At 54.2% G+C, this 15,938-nt stretch carries 13 protein-coding genes; 6 read left to right on the forward strand and 7 right to left on the reverse strand.

Annotation, left to right across the window (positions count from 1 at the left end):
• Position 1: 1 nt before the first annotated feature.
• From EQV24_RS13290 to zupT, 3 genes are all read right to left on the reverse strand, one after another.
• Complete coding sequence (locus EQV24_RS13290; protein ID WP_130626679.1) at positions 2–2,524, reverse strand: fimbria/pilus outer membrane usher protein; 2,523 nt, start codon at positions 2,522–2,524, stop codon at positions 2–4.
• A 78-nt stretch (positions 2,525–2,602) separates the two neighbouring features.
• Positions 2,603–3,178, reverse strand: a complete 576-nt coding sequence (locus EQV24_RS13295) for a fimbrial-like protein (protein ID WP_045293703.1) — start codon at positions 3,176–3,178, stop codon at positions 2,603–2,605.
• A gap of 424 nt (positions 3,179–3,602) precedes the next feature.
• On the reverse strand, positions 3,603–4,376 hold the full coding sequence (gene zupT / locus EQV24_RS13300; protein ID WP_013098748.1) for a zinc transporter ZupT: 774 nt from the start codon (positions 4,374–4,376) through the stop codon (positions 3,603–3,605).
• A 196-nt stretch (positions 4,377–4,572) separates the two neighbouring features.
• On the opposite strand from zupT, the gene ygiD reads away from it, so the two are divergent.
• Positions 4,573–5,361: a 4,5-DOPA dioxygenase extradiol gene (gene ygiD, locus EQV24_RS13305; RefSeq protein ID WP_023620513.1), complete on the forward strand. Its 789-nt coding sequence runs from the start codon at positions 4,573–4,575 to the stop codon at positions 5,359–5,361.
• A 79-nt stretch (positions 5,362–5,440) separates the two neighbouring features.
• On the opposite strand, the gene EQV24_RS13310 is transcribed toward ygiD, so the two are convergent.
• From EQV24_RS13310 to tolC, 3 genes are all read right to left on the reverse strand, one after another.
• Positions 5,441–6,601, reverse strand: coding sequence for a glutathionylspermidine synthase family protein (locus tag EQV24_RS13310; RefSeq protein WP_029883040.1), 1,161 nt, complete (start codon positions 6,599–6,601; stop codon positions 5,441–5,443).
• A gap of 2 nt (positions 6,602–6,603) precedes the next feature.
• Positions 6,604–7,269: a DUF1190 family protein gene (locus EQV24_RS13315; protein WP_020689477.1), complete on the reverse strand. Its 666-nt coding sequence runs from the start codon at positions 7,267–7,269 to the stop codon at positions 6,604–6,606.
• A 190-nt stretch (positions 7,270–7,459) separates the two neighbouring features.
• Entirely contained in the window at positions 7,460–8,926 is a 1,467-nt protein-coding gene (gene tolC / locus EQV24_RS13320; RefSeq protein ID WP_020689478.1) for an outer membrane channel protein TolC, read from the reverse strand.
• Positions 8,927–9,129: 203 nt separating this feature from the next.
• Here tolC and nudF point away from each other — a divergent pair, with 203 nt between their 5' ends.
• Genes nudF through parE form a run of 5 tightly spaced genes read left to right on the forward strand, consistent with a single transcriptional unit; the run spans position 9,130 to position 13,538 of the window.
• Complete coding sequence (gene nudF / locus EQV24_RS13325) at positions 9,130–9,762, forward strand: ADP-ribose diphosphatase (protein ID WP_129252093.1); 633 nt, start codon at positions 9,130–9,132, stop codon at positions 9,760–9,762.
• A complete protein-coding gene (locus tag EQV24_RS13330; protein ID WP_003862516.1) occupies positions 9,759–10,181 on the forward strand; it encodes a DUF1249 family protein in 423 nt (140 codons plus the stop codon). Before nudF ends, EQV24_RS13330 begins: the two co-directional genes overlap by 4 nt.
• Positions 10,182–10,208: 27 nt before the next feature.
• On the forward strand, positions 10,209–11,036 hold the full coding sequence (cpdA, locus tag EQV24_RS13335) for a 3',5'-cyclic-AMP phosphodiesterase (RefSeq protein ID WP_020689480.1): 828 nt from the start codon (positions 10,209–10,211) through the stop codon (positions 11,034–11,036).
• Positions 11,036–11,617: an esterase YqiA gene (yqiA, locus tag EQV24_RS13340; RefSeq protein WP_014833291.1), complete on the forward strand. Its 582-nt coding sequence runs from the start codon at positions 11,036–11,038 to the stop codon at positions 11,615–11,617. The genes cpdA and yqiA overlap by 1 nt, the downstream gene beginning before the upstream one ends.
• A gap of 28 nt (positions 11,618–11,645) precedes the next feature.
• On the forward strand, positions 11,646–13,538 hold the full coding sequence (gene parE / locus EQV24_RS13345; RefSeq protein ID WP_013098740.1) for a DNA topoisomerase IV subunit B: 1,893 nt from the start codon (positions 11,646–11,648) through the stop codon (positions 13,536–13,538).
• 59 nt (positions 13,539–13,597) lie between these two features.
• On the opposite strand, the gene EQV24_RS13350 is transcribed toward parE, so the two are convergent.
• Positions 13,598–15,739: a TonB-dependent siderophore receptor gene (locus EQV24_RS13350; protein WP_130626680.1), complete on the reverse strand. Its 2,142-nt coding sequence runs from the start codon at positions 15,737–15,739 to the stop codon at positions 13,598–13,600.
• Positions 15,740–15,938: the final 199 nt, after the last annotated feature.

A 15,938-nucleotide genomic window follows, 5' to 3' on the forward strand; every position in this document is an offset into this window, starting at 1 on the left:
ATTAATGCACTGTTTTACAAGGTAAAAATATAGCGTCACCGTTAAGGTTACTTTGGTTCGGCGGCGTGATTTCACACGCTTTGTCAGACCAGGTGAGACGTAACGTACTGTTTTCCTGAATCCCGCTGAGATAAACAAACCCTTCTTCGGCAACCAGACCGACCTCTTTACCCGTAGCGCTGTCGACGATACTGACGCCCAAAGGAGGGAACTGACCGTTTTCCTGTCGAATAATGCCGACAATCTGGTAGCCCGTGGTGGCGTTCAGCTTGCTGTAACCAATGGCACCTTCCGTCAGCGTGGTGCGAATAACGGAGGTTGCTATATCCACGCCATCAGGCAGCGTGTTGCTGTTAACGCGCACCGTGGAGGTGGTGTAGTTGCTGAGTGAGGGGACGACAGCAATACCGAATGCGTTAGTGCGCGTGCGCGAACTGTTGACCTCAATTCCGTCAACACCATCGGCATCGATCATCATGCGAGCGTTATTGGCCGGGCTGTAATCATGCAGGGCTACGCCATGTCGCGTGGCGGTGATTGAGCCGTTCCAGCCCGCGTTGATCGAACGGTATTGATTGGGCTGAACGCTTCCTGAAAGATTCAGGCGTCCGTAAGGAGAATAGTGCTGGTATCCGCCGCGCAATGACGGTTCGCCTTCGCGCAAATCGTCTTCCGTCGTAGAGGCCGAGAGATTCCACGTATTGTTGCGATCGGAGGCGTCATAGTAAGAAGCCATATGAGACGCGCTGTCGCCGCCTGAACGCTGGTAGCTGTACATAATGCTACGATTTTGCTCCAGCGGGAGGGTGAAGGCGAAATAGACCTGGTTTTCGTCGCTGTCATCCCAGCGCACGCGGCTTAGCGCCAGCGATGCGGATAAACCTCTTAAGTTGCCGATATCAAAATTGCGGCTCAGCGAAAAGGAGTAGTTTGTGTTGCTGCTGTTGTCCCAGTAGGTGTTACGGGTGACGTTGAGATAAGTATTTAATGCCAGCGAATCAAGGTACTGGTTGAAGGAGATAACGTAACTCTCTTTTTCGTTTGTCGTTGAGGTATCTCCGTCCCGGGAGGCGAGATATTCACTCATTGAGACATATTCTTTATCCGAGAATCGATAACCTGCGAAGGTGATCTGGCTGCCGGTCGCCTCAAAACGTTTTGCGTAGTTGGCGCGATAGCTGTACCCACGCTGTGTCTCATTTTTTCCCTGGTGGAGCGTGGCCTCGGCGCCCGTCACATCAAAAGAGATCGAGCCGAACGAATCCAGGTTGAAGCCGATACCGGTGGTCATGGCCTGATAATCATCAGCCGTCAGCAGGGTGCCGCCATACAGTGACACATTACTCAGCCAGCCCCACGAGAGTTCACCTGTCCAGAAAAGCGGGTTATTGATGTCGTTATGGCCCGTAGCGGTGGGCTTACCGATGGATGTTTTATAGCGCACCTGGCCTTTTCGGGTCAGGAAGGGAATTGAGGATGAACCCACCTGGAAGGTGGTTTTGCGCCCATCTTCCTCTTCGACCACTACGTCCAGCTGTCCCTGGTAGGTTTCACCCAGGTCTGAAATGGTGAACGGCCCCGGCGCGACGGTTGTTTGATAAAGAACGCGGCCAGACTGGGAGACGGTCACTTTGGCATTGGTCTGCGCGATGCCGTTAATTTGTGGTGCATAACCCTGTAAATCAGGCGGCAGCATACTTTCATCACTTTCCAGTGAGGCACCGGTAAAGTGGAAGGTATCAAAAATATCTGAGCTTAAATCATATTGCCCCAGCGTCATTTTTGATGACAGCGAAGGGATAGGGCGGTAGAGATAGGTCCGTGCCAGACTGCTGTCGCTGCCTGTAGACTCACCGTGACGAAAGTTTTGGTTATATTGATAATCTGAACGCAGACGCCACGCGCCGAGGTTAAACCCGAGCGTGCCGTAGGCGCTGATATTCTGGCTGTCGTCGCCCCCGTGGGGATCGTACTGGCTGCCATAGAGATTATAATCAAGTAAAACACCCGCAATGCCTTCATCCCAATATTCCGGCGGCGTCCAGTTCTTCGCCTGATATTTCATCCATGCCTGGGGAACGGTGACGGAAAGCACCATCGTCCCTTTATTAAGGGAAAAGCCCAGCTCAGGAACAGCCGAAAGATCAAGGCAACGTCCGTCCTGAGATTTATGGAGTCGCGAAATAAAATCGGTGCTTAGTCCGAAAGCGGATAACTGCCCGGCATTCACGCAAATTTGCGAACCGCTTTCGTTTTCCGTTGCGATCCACTCCATTGTTGCGGATTGAGGCAACGTGTTTTTATTGACCTGAATGCGGACGAGATAGCTACCCGGCGCGATGTGGCCTTTTTTCTCAAACTGGGAAATATCAATATTACTTCGGTCTTCAACGTCAATCATATCTGTGTTGAATTCAACCGCGGAGACAGGCAACACGAATAAAGCTGAGTAAAGTGTGACACTCAGCGAATACTTTATAAAAGCAGAGAGGCGGGAGAGTTGATGCGCTGAGTGTTTTAGCATAAATCCGTTTCGCTTTTAAAAAGAAGGCATAAAAGCCGATGAGTCCTTCATCGGCTACGTTTTCAGACGGCAATCAAATTACTTATATTCAAGGATATAGTTCGCCTGGGCCTGAACGTTACCCGGGGTAGCCTGGCTGCCAGATACCGGTTCCATTCGGGCTTTGAAGTTCAGTTCCTGATAGGCATTTGTGGTGGGGAATGACACTTCAATCGGCGTACCCAGCGTGACTTTATTGCTGCCGCTATCCAGCAAGCGAACGCCCACACCTGTTGCACCGCCGATGTTGCCGTCAAGCGTGTTTTTCATCAGGCTGGTGTCGGTTGAATCGGTACTTGCGGAGGCAAAGGTGACCTTCACTTTGTCGATCGTGGTGGTGGTTTGTCCGGTGGTAGAAGAGAGAATGCAATCCTGCAGGTGGATATTCACGTCAACCGGCAGCGAGTTTTTACCGCTGTTCAGCACGCTATCCGCGACTTCTCCTAATTCAATCGTCTGATTTTCATCTCCCGGGGTGATAGAGCAAGGCGCACTGATAACTTCACCGGTGAACGTGATCTTCCCCGAGCCCTGGTTATCTGCTGCCATAGCAGTAAATGACAGACCAGAAAGCAATGCAGTTGTCGCAACTGCCAGAATAGTCTTGTTAAACATGAAGATATAATCCTTTATCTAAGAGTGGATGGCGCAATAATTTTAATGAATTAATATTGCAACACTTTTATTTCATTAAAGCGGTCGAAATATACCAGTCGCAATATGGTTCATCTCGTGAGCATTTCTAAATGGGGGATTTAGAGACTATTAATAAATCATTTGAAATTATAAATGGGAAAAATGCTGTTGCTCAACAGCCAGAATGCTCGGTTTAAATAGTGATTGACATCAATCTTTTGAGTTTTTTTTAATACACGAAGCGGTAATTATTTTACGGGGAATAGTTATAAATAATATTTCTTAAGTGAATTCTATGGCGATTAGAAAGTATGGTGCCGGACTTTATATCATTAATACTGATAGTTGGTATTCACTGACATTAAAAGAAATTGCGCTCCCTCAAATAAGGAAGCGCAACCGTTCAGCCAATACCCGCCGTTTGTAACAACACCAGGCTTAATCCCATTACAGACATTCCGCACAACACCCCATAACTCGGATTGTTGTTAGGATCGATCTCTTTCGCCAGCGGCATCAGTTCATCAACCGACAGCGCCACCATAATCCCCGCAACTGCGGCCATAATGGCGGCCATCACCACCGGTGAAACCAGGCTTCCCAGTATCAGCCACGCCAGTACGCCCCCGAGAATTTCCGCCATGCCCGATATCCCGGCCCAGAACACGGCGGTGCGTTTTGACCCCGTGGCGGCATAAACCGGCCCGGCAACGGCTAGCCCTTCAGGAATATTGTGTAAGGCCACCGCCAGGGCGATACCCAGACCCATCTCCAGATTGCTGCTGGCGGTGACATAGGTCGCGACACCCTCCGGGAAGTTGTGCAGGCTGATGCCGAGCGTCAGGAGGATGGCAGTACGTTTAATCTTTTGCGGCACCGGCGCGACGCTTTTTTGCATCAAATCCTGCGGATGTGCATGGGGCAGCATGCGGTCGAGGGCAAAATAGCCCAGCAGACCAAAAACAAACATGCCATAACCCAGTACCGGAGACATGCCTTCTGTGCCCAGTGCGGCAGGCAGCATCTCCATCAGGGAGATGAGCAGCATAATGCCGGCAGCAAATCCCAGTGAAAAGGCCAGCACGCGGTTAGACGGCTTTTGACCAAGCACACCGAGGATCGCACCGATAAAGGTGGCGGCACCCGCCAGGATGGTCAGGATCAAGGGGACGGACATGCAATGCTCCTTGTGATAATGATTCTCATTAATACTAATAATTCACGTTGGCCAAAGCGAGAGGGCAACCTCTGTTTTACATATTCCTTACATTCAAATTTCCTGATGATGATCTTCACGCTTATCTGCGTTCATCTTTGTCGTGTTAAGCGTAATGTAGCACCATCAAATTGACACCTTCTGTAAGGATATCACCATGACTTCTTCACGTATGCCAGCACTGTTTTTAGGCCACGGTAGCCCAATGAACGTTCTGGAAGACAACGTCTACACCCGCACATGGCGTCACCTGGGCGAGACGTTGCCGCGTCCGAAGGCGATTGTGGTGGTGTCTGCACATTGGTTCACCCGTGGCACTGGCGTAACTGCCATGGAGGCGCCAAAAACAATCCATGATTTTGGCGGTTTCCCGCAGGCGTTGTACGACACGCATTATCCGGCCCCCGGCTCGCCCGAGCTGGCACAGAAGCTGGTGGATTTGCTGGCACCTGTCCCGGTCGCGCTGGATAAAGAGGCATGGGGCTTTGACCACGGCTCATGGGGCGTGCTGATAAAAATGTACCCGGACGCCGACATCCCGATGGTGCAGTTGAGTATCGACAGCACTAAACCGGCAGCCTGGCACATGGAGATGGGCCGCAAGCTGGCTACGCTTCGTGATGAAGGCATTATGCTGGTGGCAAGCGGTAACGTGGTACACAACCTGCGCACGGCGCGCTGGCACGGTGAAAATACGCCTTACCCATGGGCAACGTCCTTTAACGATTACGTTAAAGACAATCTGACCTGGCAAGGCCCGGTTGAGCAGCATCCGCTGGTGAACTATCTGGATCACGAAGGCGGTTCGCTCTCTAACCCAACGCCGGAACACTTCCTGCCGCTGCTGTACGTTCTTGGCGCGTGGGATGGCCAGGAACCGGTGACGATCCCGGTCGACGGTATTGAGATGGGGAGTTTGAGTATGCTGTCGGTGCAGGTGGGGTAATAAAAGCAAAGCGGCAACCTGCGGTTGCCGTTTTTAGTGTTTACACCCTCTCCCGTGGGAGAGGGCATCAGGCCGCACTCTACTCAACAAAAATATGCGGATAGAACCGTGACAGATCCTGCGTGATCAGCGCGCGATCTTCGCGGATGCCAATCCCGGCAGGCTGATCGTTGATGAGCCAGCTGCCAATCAGCGTATAGCTGTCGCCAAATTTCGGCAGCTGATAAAACGCCTGGACGATCATTCCTTCTTCGCCGTAAGGCCCTTCAACCGCTTCCAGCGTTTTACCGTTTTCGATAATGGAGACGTTTGCCCCCTCGCGGGAGAAGATTGGCTTCACGACATATTTTTCCATTTGCGGATAATCATCTTCCGCAAAGTATGCCGGCAGCAGGTTCGGGTGGTTCGGGAACATTTCCCACAGCATCGGCAGCAGGGCTTTGTTGGAGATGATGCTCTTCCACGCCGGTTCCAGCCAGCGCACGCCAGCGTCTTCCAGCTTGGTGGAGAACATCTCACGCAGCATATATTCCCACGGGTAGAGTTTGAACAGGTTGCTGATCACCTGATCCTGCAGGTCAGTAAACTGACCTTTCTCGCCCAGACCGATATCCTCTATATAGAGAAACTCGGTGGCGACTTCCGCTTCGGCAGCACAATCCTGCAGATACTGAACCGTTCCACGATCTTCTTCCGTGTCACGGCAGCAGGCGAGATGCAGCAGGTTGAAACCGTGCTGTTCACGCAGCTCGGCGAAACGCTCAATCAACTTTTCCTGCAGGCTATTGAACTGGTCGCTCTCTTCCGGCAGGTTTCCGGCGTTCATCTGGTCTTCCAGCCAGATCCACTGGAAGAAGGCCGCTTCATACAGAGAGGTTGGTGTATCGGCGTTATTTTCAAGAAGCTTAGGTTCACCCACGCCATCCCACGCCAGATCAAGGCGAGAATAGAGCGAGGGCTGGCTGGTTTTCCACGACTGGCGCACAAAGCCCCAGGTGTGCTTCGGAATGCGGAATTTAGCCATCAGCTCGTCGCTGTCGATCACTTTCTCGACAACCTTCAGGCACATCTGATGGAGCTCTGCCGTCACCGCCTCCAGTTTTTCCACCTGGGCGAGCGTCAGTTTGTAGTAAGCGTCTTCACACCAGTACGGCTCGCCATACATGGTGTGGAAGTTAAAACCGTATTCGGTCGCTTTTTCGCGCCAGTCCGGGCGCTCGGTGATACTGACTCGTTCCATGATCAGCCGCCCATTGAGCGAGTTGACGTACCCGTCGCGCTGCGCTGCATGCTGGTCTGTTTCGCCACAGATTCACCGAACCCGCCGCGGGTGATGGTGCTGGTGGTAGCCGGTTTCGGAGCCATCGCCGTTTTCGGTACGGTCACGGTGCGGCCAGGCGTTGCTGCGCCATAGCCTTTGCCGCTGGCATCGGTGTATTGGCCGTAGGCCGGGCTGGCCGGGTTTTTCGAGCTAAACAGCGGCTGCTGCTGGTAACCCGCACCGCCGCCCATCAGGCGGCCCATCATATAGCCGGCCATCAGTGGCATCCAGAAGCTGCCGCTGGACTGAGCTTGCGCCTGATTTTCTGGCGCCGTTCCCGCCTCAGCCGGTGTCTGTTGACACTGGCCTTCACCGAACTCTGCCACGCAGTCTTCGCGTGTGGCATATTTCGGTGCGGTACGTTCCGCTTCTTTCAGGGCGTTGTTATAGGCGGTCTTACATTCTGCCGCGTTACCGGTTGCGGCTGAGCAGTCCTCTGCGTTTTGATACAGAGAAACCGTTTCATCGCTTTTCTCACAGCCTGCCAGCATAAAGACAGCGGTAACCGCCAGCGCAACAGGGGTGAGGTGACGCGCGTTCCAGCTTTTGCGGAACGAAGCGTGATTTATGGATTTTGTCCGTTTCATATTTGTCTTCCAGGACCCAGTGGTTATAACGCTCAGGATAGAGGATGAGTGGTTGAAAATGAAGCGAAGAGGGTCGGAATCAGGGGGATCTTTACGTTGGCTTACGTTCGGATGTGATTCAGATGCTCCCTCTCCCTGTGGGAGAGGGCAGGGGTGAGGGCATCAGGCCGCAGTGGGCCTGATGACACTCTTAGTGACGGAACGGATTGCTGCCGGTGTTGGTACGCGCAGCGGCTGGCTGTGCAGCAGGCGCGCTGCTGTTAGCGTTGAAGTTATCAACCGCAGCAACCTGCTCCGGGTTCTCCGGTGCCACGCTGTCCGGCGAGGTTGAGACCGGTTTACCCAGCGCATTGTTCAGCGCCAGCAGGTCCTGCTCGTTCAGCGTACCCAGCGCCTGCTTGATGTTCAGCTGGTTAATCAGGTACTGGTAACGTGCGCTGGAGAGCTGCTGTTTCGCGTTATACAGCGTGGTGGTCGCGTCCAGCACGTCAACAATGGTACGGGTACCGACGGAGTAACCAGCTTCCATTGCATCCAGGGAGCTTTGGGCAGACACAACGGCCTGTTTATACGCGTTGATGCTGCTGATAGAAGCGTTCACGTTGTTGAACGAAGAGCGCACGGTCTGCACCACGTTGCGGTGGGCGCTTTCCAGCTGCTCGCTTGCGCCAACGAAGTTGTACTGCGCCTGTTTCACCTGAGAATTCACCAAACCGCCCTGATACAGCGGCAGTGAGAAGCTCAGGCCGACTTTGTTCTGGCCCTGGTTGCTGTCGTCATACTGGGCGGTGTTGGTTTTAGAACCGCTGTAGCTGGTATCAGACACGCCGGTGGAGGCGCTCAGGCTCAGGGTTGGCAGGTGGCCATCCTGCGCCTGACGAATCTGCTCGCGGGCCAGGTCCTGGCTCAGACGCGCCTGCAGTAAGGTCAGGTTGCGGTTTTCCGCTTCTTTCAGCAGGGCATTCACCGCCTGCGGCTTATCGGTCTTGAAGTTATCTACGTTCAGGGAAGCCAGTTCTGGATAGTAATTACCGGTGACCTGACGCAGAGATTCCAGCGCGTTGTCGAGGTTGTTACGCGCGGTCACTTCGTTGGCCAGTACGCTGTCGTACTGTGAACGGGCGTTCTGCACGTCAGTGATGGCGACCAGGCCCACGTTGAAACGCTGGGTGGTTTGATCTAACTGACGGTAAATTGCCTGTTTCTGCGCTTCAGTATAGGAGAGCGAGTCAATCGCGCTCAGCACGTTGAAGTACGCAGTCGCCGTGTTCAGGATCAGCGTTTGCTGGTCGGTCTGATAGGTCACATCCTGGATACCCGCGCTCTTTTCCTGCAGGGTCAGTGCGCGCCATTTGGACATATCAAACAGCGTCTGTGTTAATTGCAGTGAGGCGCTGGTAGCATTGGAGTTAACGCCGTTAGCGTCGCGGAAACCGTTGCTGTATGTATAATCTGCACCTAAACCTAACTGCGGCAGCAGTGGGCTACGCGCTTCGTTAATCTTTTCAAACGCAGCATCACGATCGGCCGCTGATTTACGTAAATCAGGGTTGCCCAGACGTGCCTGCTGGTAGACCTGTAACAGGTTTTCCGCCTGGCTCATTGCACTGAAGCCCGTCAGGCTCAGGCCGATAAGGATGGGGAGCAATTTCTTCATTTGCATTCCTTGTTGTGAAGCAGTATTAGCGCTGATCTAATTAAAAATAATTGCCGATTCTAACAGAATCATCCACACCAAAAGGTTGGCGTAATGTGCCATGTGGCGTTAATTTGCACCAATCTACCATATAGCCTTACAAACGGCAGCCAAACAGCCTTGAAATTCATAATTTCATCACCATTGCTACCAGGACTCGACTCATGCAAAAACCAGATAAGTTGCCCGTGACATTCGCCAAAAACGATGTAGAAATTATTGCACGAGAAACGCTTTATAGCGGTTTTTTTTCAATGGAACTTTACTGTTTCAGGCATCGCCTGTTTAACGGTGAGATGAGCGGCGAAATCAGGCGCGAAATTTTTGAGCGCGGGCATGCAGCAGTCTTGCTACCCTTTGACCCAGTGCGTGATGAAGTCGTACTGGTTGAGCAGATTCGCATTGCGGCGTATGACGTCAGTGAAAGCCCGTGGTTGCTGGAGATGGTCGCCGGCATGATCGAAGAGGGCGAGTCGGTTGAAGACGTTGCCCGCCGCGAGGCGCTGGAAGAGGCGGGGCTGATCGTTGGCCGCACAAAACCGGTGCTCAGCTATCTGGCCAGTCCGGGAGGCACCAGCGAGCGCTTGTCCATCATGGTGGGCGAAGTGGACGCCACGACCGCGGATGGGATCCACGGTCTGGCAGATGAAAACGAAGATATTCGGGTTCATGTGGTGAGTCGGGAGCAGGCTTACCAGTGGGTAGAAGAGGGGAAAATCGACAACGCAGCGTCTGTCATCGCCCTGCAATGGCTGCAACTGCATTATCAGACATTACGAAACGAGTGGAAAAAATGAAGCGTTATACACCTGACTTCCCAGAAATGATGCGCCTGTGCGAAACCAATTTCGCACAATTGCGCCGCCTGCTGCCGAGAAACGACGCACCCGGCGAAACGGTAAGCTATCAGGTGAGCAACGCGCAGTATCGATTAACGATAACAGAATCAACGCGCTACACTACGCTGGTGGAAATCGAACAAACGGCACCCAGCATTAGCTACTGGAGCCTGCCGTCAATGACGGTGCGGCTCTACCACGACGCGATGGTCGCTGAAGTGTGTTCAAGTCAGCAGATCTTTCGTTTTAAAGCGCGGTATGATTACCCGAATAAAAAGTTGCATCAACGCGACGAAAAGCATCAAATTAACCAGTTTTTAGCCGACTGGCTAAGATATTGTTTAGCACATGGAGCAATGGCGATTCCGGTTTGTTAGCGTCATAAACCTACCTAAGGACACCATTTGGAAAGCCTGTTGAACCTGACTGTTGCTGGTGGGGCACCAGTCAGGATATTACAAATCACCGATACTCACCTTTTTGCCGAAAAGCATGAAACGCTGCTGGGGGTGAACACCTGGGAGAGTTATCAGGCTGTACTTAGCGCTATTCACGCTGAAAATCGTGCCTGCGATCTGATCGTTGCAACGGGCGATCTGGCGCAGGATCAATCCTCCGCGGCCTACCAGCATTTTGCTGAAGGCATCGCGAGCTTTAGCGTGCCGTGCGTCTGGCTTCCGGGCAACCACGACTTTCAGCCTGCGATGTACAGCTCTCTTCAGGAGGCGGGGATCTCTCCGGCGAAGTGTGTGTTTGCCGGTGAGCAGTGGCAGATCCTGCTGCTCGACAGCCAGGTGTTTGGCGTCCCGCACGGTGAGTTAAGCGAGTTTCAGCTCGACTGGCTGGAGACCAAACTGGCCGCCGAACCGGCGCGACATACGCTGCTTTTGCTTCATCATCATCCGCTTCCGGCGGGCTGTAGCTGGCTCGATCAACACAGCCTGCGCAATTCTGCCGCCCTGGATAGCGTGCTGGTGAAATTCCCGCGCGTGAAGAATCTGCTGTGCGGACACATTCATCAGGAACAGGATCTCGACTGGAATGGCCGCCGTCTGCTGGCGACGCCGTCGACCTGCGTTCAGTTTAAGCCGCACTGCGCGAACTTTACCCTGGATACCATCGCGCCGGGCTGGCGCTGGCTGGAACTGCATGCGGATGGTTCACTGACCACGGAAGTCTGCCGTCTGGCAGGCGCGCAATTCCGCCCCGATACCGCTTCAGAAGGCTATTGATGTCTACGCTCCTCTACCTGCATGGGTTCAACAGCTCGCCGCGATCTGCCAAAGCGACACAGTTACGCCAGTGGCTGAGCGAGCATCATCCGCACGTTGAGATGATTATCCCGCAGCTGCCGCCTTATCCGGCAGAGGCGGCGGAGATGCTGGAATCCATTGTTCTGGAACACGGCGGCGAATCTTTCGGCGTGGTGGGCTCCTCGCTGGGAGGGTATTACGCCACATGGCTCTCGCAATGCTTTATGCTGCCCGCCGTTGTGGTTAACCCGGCGGTTCGACCGTTTGAGCTGCTGCGGGACTTTCTTGGCGAAAACGAGAACCCCTACACCGGCCAACAATATGTGCTAGAGTCACGCCATATTTACGATCTCAAAGTTATGCAGGTCGACCCGCTTGAAGCACCGGACCTGATCTGGCTGCTGCAACAAACGGGTGATGAAGTGCTGGATTACCGCCAGGCAGTGGCGTATTACGCCTCCTGCCGCCAGACTATAGAAGAGGGCGGAAACCATGCTTTCACGGGCTTTGAAGATCATTTCACCCAGATTGTCGATTTTCTTGGACTGCACAGCCTCTGACAATCAATGCGAATTGCTAGTTTAAATCATGACGCAAACCTATAACGCTGATGCCATTGAGGTACTCACCGGGCTTGAGCCGGTTCGCCGCCGCCCGGGGATGTACACCGATACGACGCGCCCAAACCATCTGGGCCAGGAAGTTATTGATAACAGTGTCGACGAAGCGCTGGCAGGCCATGCCAAACGTGTCGATGTTATCCTGCATGCCGATCAGTCGCTGGAAGTTATCGACGACGGTCGCGGCATGCCGGTGGATATCCACCCGGAAGAGGGCGTACCGGCCGTTGAGCTGATCCTCTGCCGACTGCATGCGGGCGGTAAGTTCTCCAACAAGAACTACCAGTTCTCCGGTGGTTTGCACGGTGTGGGGATCTCCGTGGTTAACGCCCTGTCTAAGCGCGTGGAAGTGAATGTTCGCCGCGACGGCCAGGTGTATAACATCGCGTTTGAAAACGGCGAGAAAGTGCAGGATCTGCAGGTTGTCGGCACGTGCGGTAAACGCAACACCGGCACCAGCGTCCACTTCTGGCCTGACGAAAGCTTCTTCGACAGCCCACGTTTCTCCGTTTCTCGCCTGACGCACCTGCTGAAAGCCAAAGCGGTACTGTGCCCTGGCGTGGAAATCACGTTTAAAGATAACGTCAACAATACCGAGCAGAGCTGGTGCTATGCCGACGGTCTGAACGACTACCTGTGCGAAGCGGTAAACGGCCTGCCGACGCTGCCGGAAAAACCGTTCGTCGGTAATTTCACCGGTGACACCGAAGCAGTGGACTGGGCGCTGCTGTGGCTGCCGGAAGGCGGTGAGCTGCTGACCGAAAGTTACGTCAACCTGATCCCAACTATGCTCGGCGGTACGCACGTTAACGGGCTGCGTCAGGGTCTGCTGGATGCGATGCGTGAATTCTGCGAATACCGCAACATTCTGCCGCGCGGCGTGAAGCTGTCGGCGGAAGATATCTGGGATCGCTGCGCCTACGTGCTTTCCGTGAAGATGCAGGATCCGCAGTTTGCCGGGCAAACCAAAGAGCGTCTCTCCTCGCGTCAGTGCGCGGCCTTTGTTTCCGGCGTGGTCAAAGATGCCTTCACCCTGTGGCTGAACCAGAACGTTCAGGCCGCAGAGATGCTGGCGGAAATGGCGATCTCCAGCGCGCAGCGTCGTCTGCGTGCGGCGAAGAAAGTGGTGCGTAAAAAGCTCACCAGCGGTCCTGCGTTGCCGGGCAAGCTGGCGGACTGTACCGCGCAGGATCTTAACCGTACCGAGCTGTTCCTGGTGGAAGGGGACTCGGCAGGGGGATCGGCCAAGCAGGCGCGCGACCGTGAATACCAGGCGATCATGCCGCTTAAAGGTAAGATCCTGAATACCTGGGAAGTCTCGTCCGATGAAGTGCTGGCCTCGCAGGAAGTGCATGATATCTCTGTTGCGATCGGTATCGATCCGGACAGCGAAGATCTTAGCCAGCTGCGCTACGGCAAGATCTGTATCCTCGCAGATGCGGACTCCGATGGTCTGCACATCGCCACGCTGTTGTGCGCACTCTTCGTGAAGCACTTCCGCACGCTGGTGAAAAACGGTCACGTCTACGTCGCGCTGCCGCCGCTCTACCGTATCGATCTCGGCAAAGAGGTGTACTACGCGCTGACGGAAGAAGAGAAAGCGGGCGTGCTGGAGCAGCTCAAGCGCAAGAAGGGCAAACCAAACGTTCAGCGCTTTAAAGGGCTGGGCGAGATGAACCCAATGCAACTGCGCGAAACCACGCTGGATCCTAACACCCGTCGTCTGGTTCAGTTGACCATCAGCGATGAAGATGAACAGCAAACCAACGCCATGATGGATATGCTGCTGGCCAAAAAACGCTCGGAAGACCGACGCAACTGGCTGCAGGAGAAAGGCGATATGGCGGATATTGAGGCCTGATGCCTCAGCCATAGCAATCGTAGGCCCGGTAAGCGCTAGCGCCACCGGGCTTTTTTACATCAAAACGCCATCTTCACCGTAAACTGCACTTCGCGCGGGTCGCCAATCTGGTTGCCCAGGTTGTTGGTCGCAATGGACGAGGTGTAGTAGGTTTTATCAAACAGGTTCTTCACGTTCACCTGCAGCGTCACCGGATACTGCAGCTTCATTTTGTAGGCCACAAAGGCATCGGCAACAAAGTATCCCGGTAAATAATAATCCGCACCGTTGGTCGCTGAACGACGGCTCACGCCGTGCCCACCGCCGCCAAGCGTCAGGGTATTCCCGCCGATCGCGTTATGAATGTCGTAAGCCAGGAACAGGGAACCGGTATGACGCGGCACGTTCGGCAGGGGCTTACCCGCGTAGTCTGGATCCTCCAGCACTTTGGCATCAGTGTAGCCGTAGCTGGCGATAATATTGGTATTCTCAGTCAGCGATCCGGCAAGATCCACCTCCACACCCTGCGAGCGTACGCGGCCAGCGGTTTTGGCGATGGTTTCACCCCCCACGCTTTCGTTGTACAGCACGTTGCGCTTGTGAATATCAAACAGCGCAATGTTGGCGGTAATGCCATCGAACAGGTCAAATTTAGCCCCCACTTCGTAAGCATTAGACGTTTCCGGCGGCAGGTCACCAATGTAGCTCGCAATGGACGATTGCGGCATAAACGTCTGGGAATAGTTAGCAAACAGCGAGACGGATGGCGTGAGCTTGTAGACCAGCCCCAGCTTCGGCGTCCACTGTTCGTCGCGGCTGTCGGTATTCACATTGAACGGGCGACCCTTGCCCGCATACTGGGTGTAATACTGGTAACGCAGCCCGGCAATGGCAATCCATTTATCGGTGAGATACAGGGCGTCCTGCGCGTAGGCGGAGTAGCTTTCCTGTTTGAGCGTCTGGTCGCTATCAGCGGCGGAGACGGTGGTGCATTTGCTGAGATTGCCGTAGGTCGGATGGTAGATATTGAAATCTTTAACGTTCTTACAGCGCATCATGTCCGTACGCAGCAGATCGTAATTCTCATACGACACACCGGTCAGGATCTCATTGTAAAAGCCCGCGATATCTACGTTCCCCTGCAGATCCGCACGCGTACTGTGCATACGCTGAGTCGAGCCCTGGGTTGCATCCACGCGACGGGTCAGGTTACCCGTTTTGGCGTCATAGGCCATCACGCGCGCCTGGTTATCGCTGTATTTATCCTGGCTAAAGCTGTAGTCAAACTTCGCGGTCCACTGGCTGTTAAGACGGTATTCGGCGTTCAGTTGCGCCAGATCGGACTGCCCGTCGGTAACGTTAAACGGCTCGTCAAAGCGGGTTTTACGATCCACGTTTACCGGCTGTTTGGTGCTGAGATCGAAAATGGTTCCTCGATCGAACGGCGTCTTATAGTCGCGATGTGAATAGAGCACGGTCACGGTGGCATCATCACCAAACCAGGTCAACGACGGGGCGATAAAGGTGCTGCGCTCGTTGCCAAAATTACGCCAGTAATCTTCATCCTGATACTCGCCCGTCAGGCGATACGCCAGCCGCGTGCCGTCAATCGGGCCGGTGACATCAATCTGCCCGGTGCCGCCGCCAAAGCTTGAGGAGGTAGCGGAAATTGAGCCGCCGAAGCGGGTTTCCGGGCGTTTGGTAACCACGTTGATCAGGCCGCCAGGATCGAGAATGCCATACAGCGTTGAGGCCGGCCCTTTCAGCACCTCCACGCGCTCGGTCGCGGCATTAAAGCTGCGCGGCAGCACGGTGCGCAGGCCGTTGGTCATTATTGACCCGTCGCGGTTCGCGCCAAATCCCCGGCGCACAAACGCATCCTGCGTACCGCCCAGGGTGTTGGTCTGCACCACGTTGCTGACGTTATAAAGGGCTTCATCAAGCGAAGTAGCGTGCTGATCTTCCAGCACTTTATCACTGACGGTATTCACCACCTGCGGAATATCCAGCATCGGCATGTTGGTTAGCGTGGCGGTGGAGGTGTTAAGCGGCTGATAGCCGTTTGTGGCCTCAGCCACGGCATGGGGATCGGCGGTGACGGTCAGCGTTTCGCCGTCGTTAGCCGTTGCGGTGTCGGCCGCCTGCACCAGCGGTGCCATAAACAGCAGTGAAAAGAGCGCGCGCCCTTTTACCCCAGAGAGAGAAGGTGTGAACGTAGCCATTACATCTGTTTTCCCAAAAGATCCCGCGCATGAAGGGCGCGGAAGAATGTATGAGTCATTGCCCTTAATTGTCTGCTCGTTAGCCGTGTGGCATCGAACATGTAATTGAGAATCATTCAATCATGCGGCAATGTAGTAGTAAATGGAAAAAAGCAAAAATCGGCTACAGCCTGAAACCTCCCGTCCTGATATAAGTAGA

Origin of the sequence: Enterobacter sp. A8 (assembly GCF_004296595.1) — a bacterium.
In the GTDB taxonomy this organism is placed as follows: Bacteria; Pseudomonadota; Gammaproteobacteria; order Enterobacterales; family Enterobacteriaceae; genus Enterobacter; species Enterobacter cloacae.

What these genes read in the sequence shown, in the direction of transcription:
- EQV24_RS13290 (WP_130626679.1), bottom strand. Translation starts at nt 2,524, where the DNA reads ATGCTAAAACACTCAGCGCATCAACTCTCCCGCCTCTCTGCTTTTATA.
- EQV24_RS13295 (WP_045293703.1), bottom strand. Translation starts at nt 3,178, where the DNA reads ATGTTTAACAAGACTATTCTGGCAGTTGCGACAACTGCATTGCTTTCT.
- zupT (WP_013098748.1), bottom strand. Translation starts at nt 4,376, where the DNA reads ATGTCCGTCCCCTTGATCCTGACCATCCTGGCGGGTGCCGCCACCTTT.
- ygiD (WP_023620513.1), top strand. Translation starts at nt 4,573, where the DNA reads ATGACTTCTTCACGTATGCCAGCACTGTTTTTAGGCCACGGTAGCCCA.
- EQV24_RS13310 (WP_029883040.1), bottom strand. Translation starts at nt 6,601, where the DNA reads ATGGAACGAGTCAGTATCACCGAGCGCCCGGACTGGCGCGAAAAAGCG.
- EQV24_RS13315 (WP_020689477.1), bottom strand. Translation starts at nt 7,269, where the DNA reads ATGAAACGGACAAAATCCATAAATCACGCTTCGTTCCGCAAAAGCTGG.
- tolC (WP_020689478.1), bottom strand. Translation starts at nt 8,926, where the DNA reads ATGAAGAAATTGCTCCCCATCCTTATCGGCCTGAGCCTGACGGGCTTC.
- nudF (WP_129252093.1), top strand. Translation starts at nt 9,130, where the DNA reads ATGCAAAAACCAGATAAGTTGCCCGTGACATTCGCCAAAAACGATGTA.
- EQV24_RS13330 (WP_003862516.1), top strand. Translation starts at nt 9,759, where the DNA reads ATGAAGCGTTATACACCTGACTTCCCAGAAATGATGCGCCTGTGCGAA.
- yqiA (WP_014833291.1), top strand. Translation starts at nt 11,036, where the DNA reads ATGTCTACGCTCCTCTACCTGCATGGGTTCAACAGCTCGCCGCGATCT.
- parE (WP_013098740.1), top strand. Translation starts at nt 11,646, where the DNA reads ATGACGCAAACCTATAACGCTGATGCCATTGAGGTACTCACCGGGCTT.
- EQV24_RS13350 (WP_130626680.1), bottom strand. Translation starts at nt 15,739, where the DNA reads ATGGCTACGTTCACACCTTCTCTCTCTGGGGTAAAAGGGCGCGCGCTC.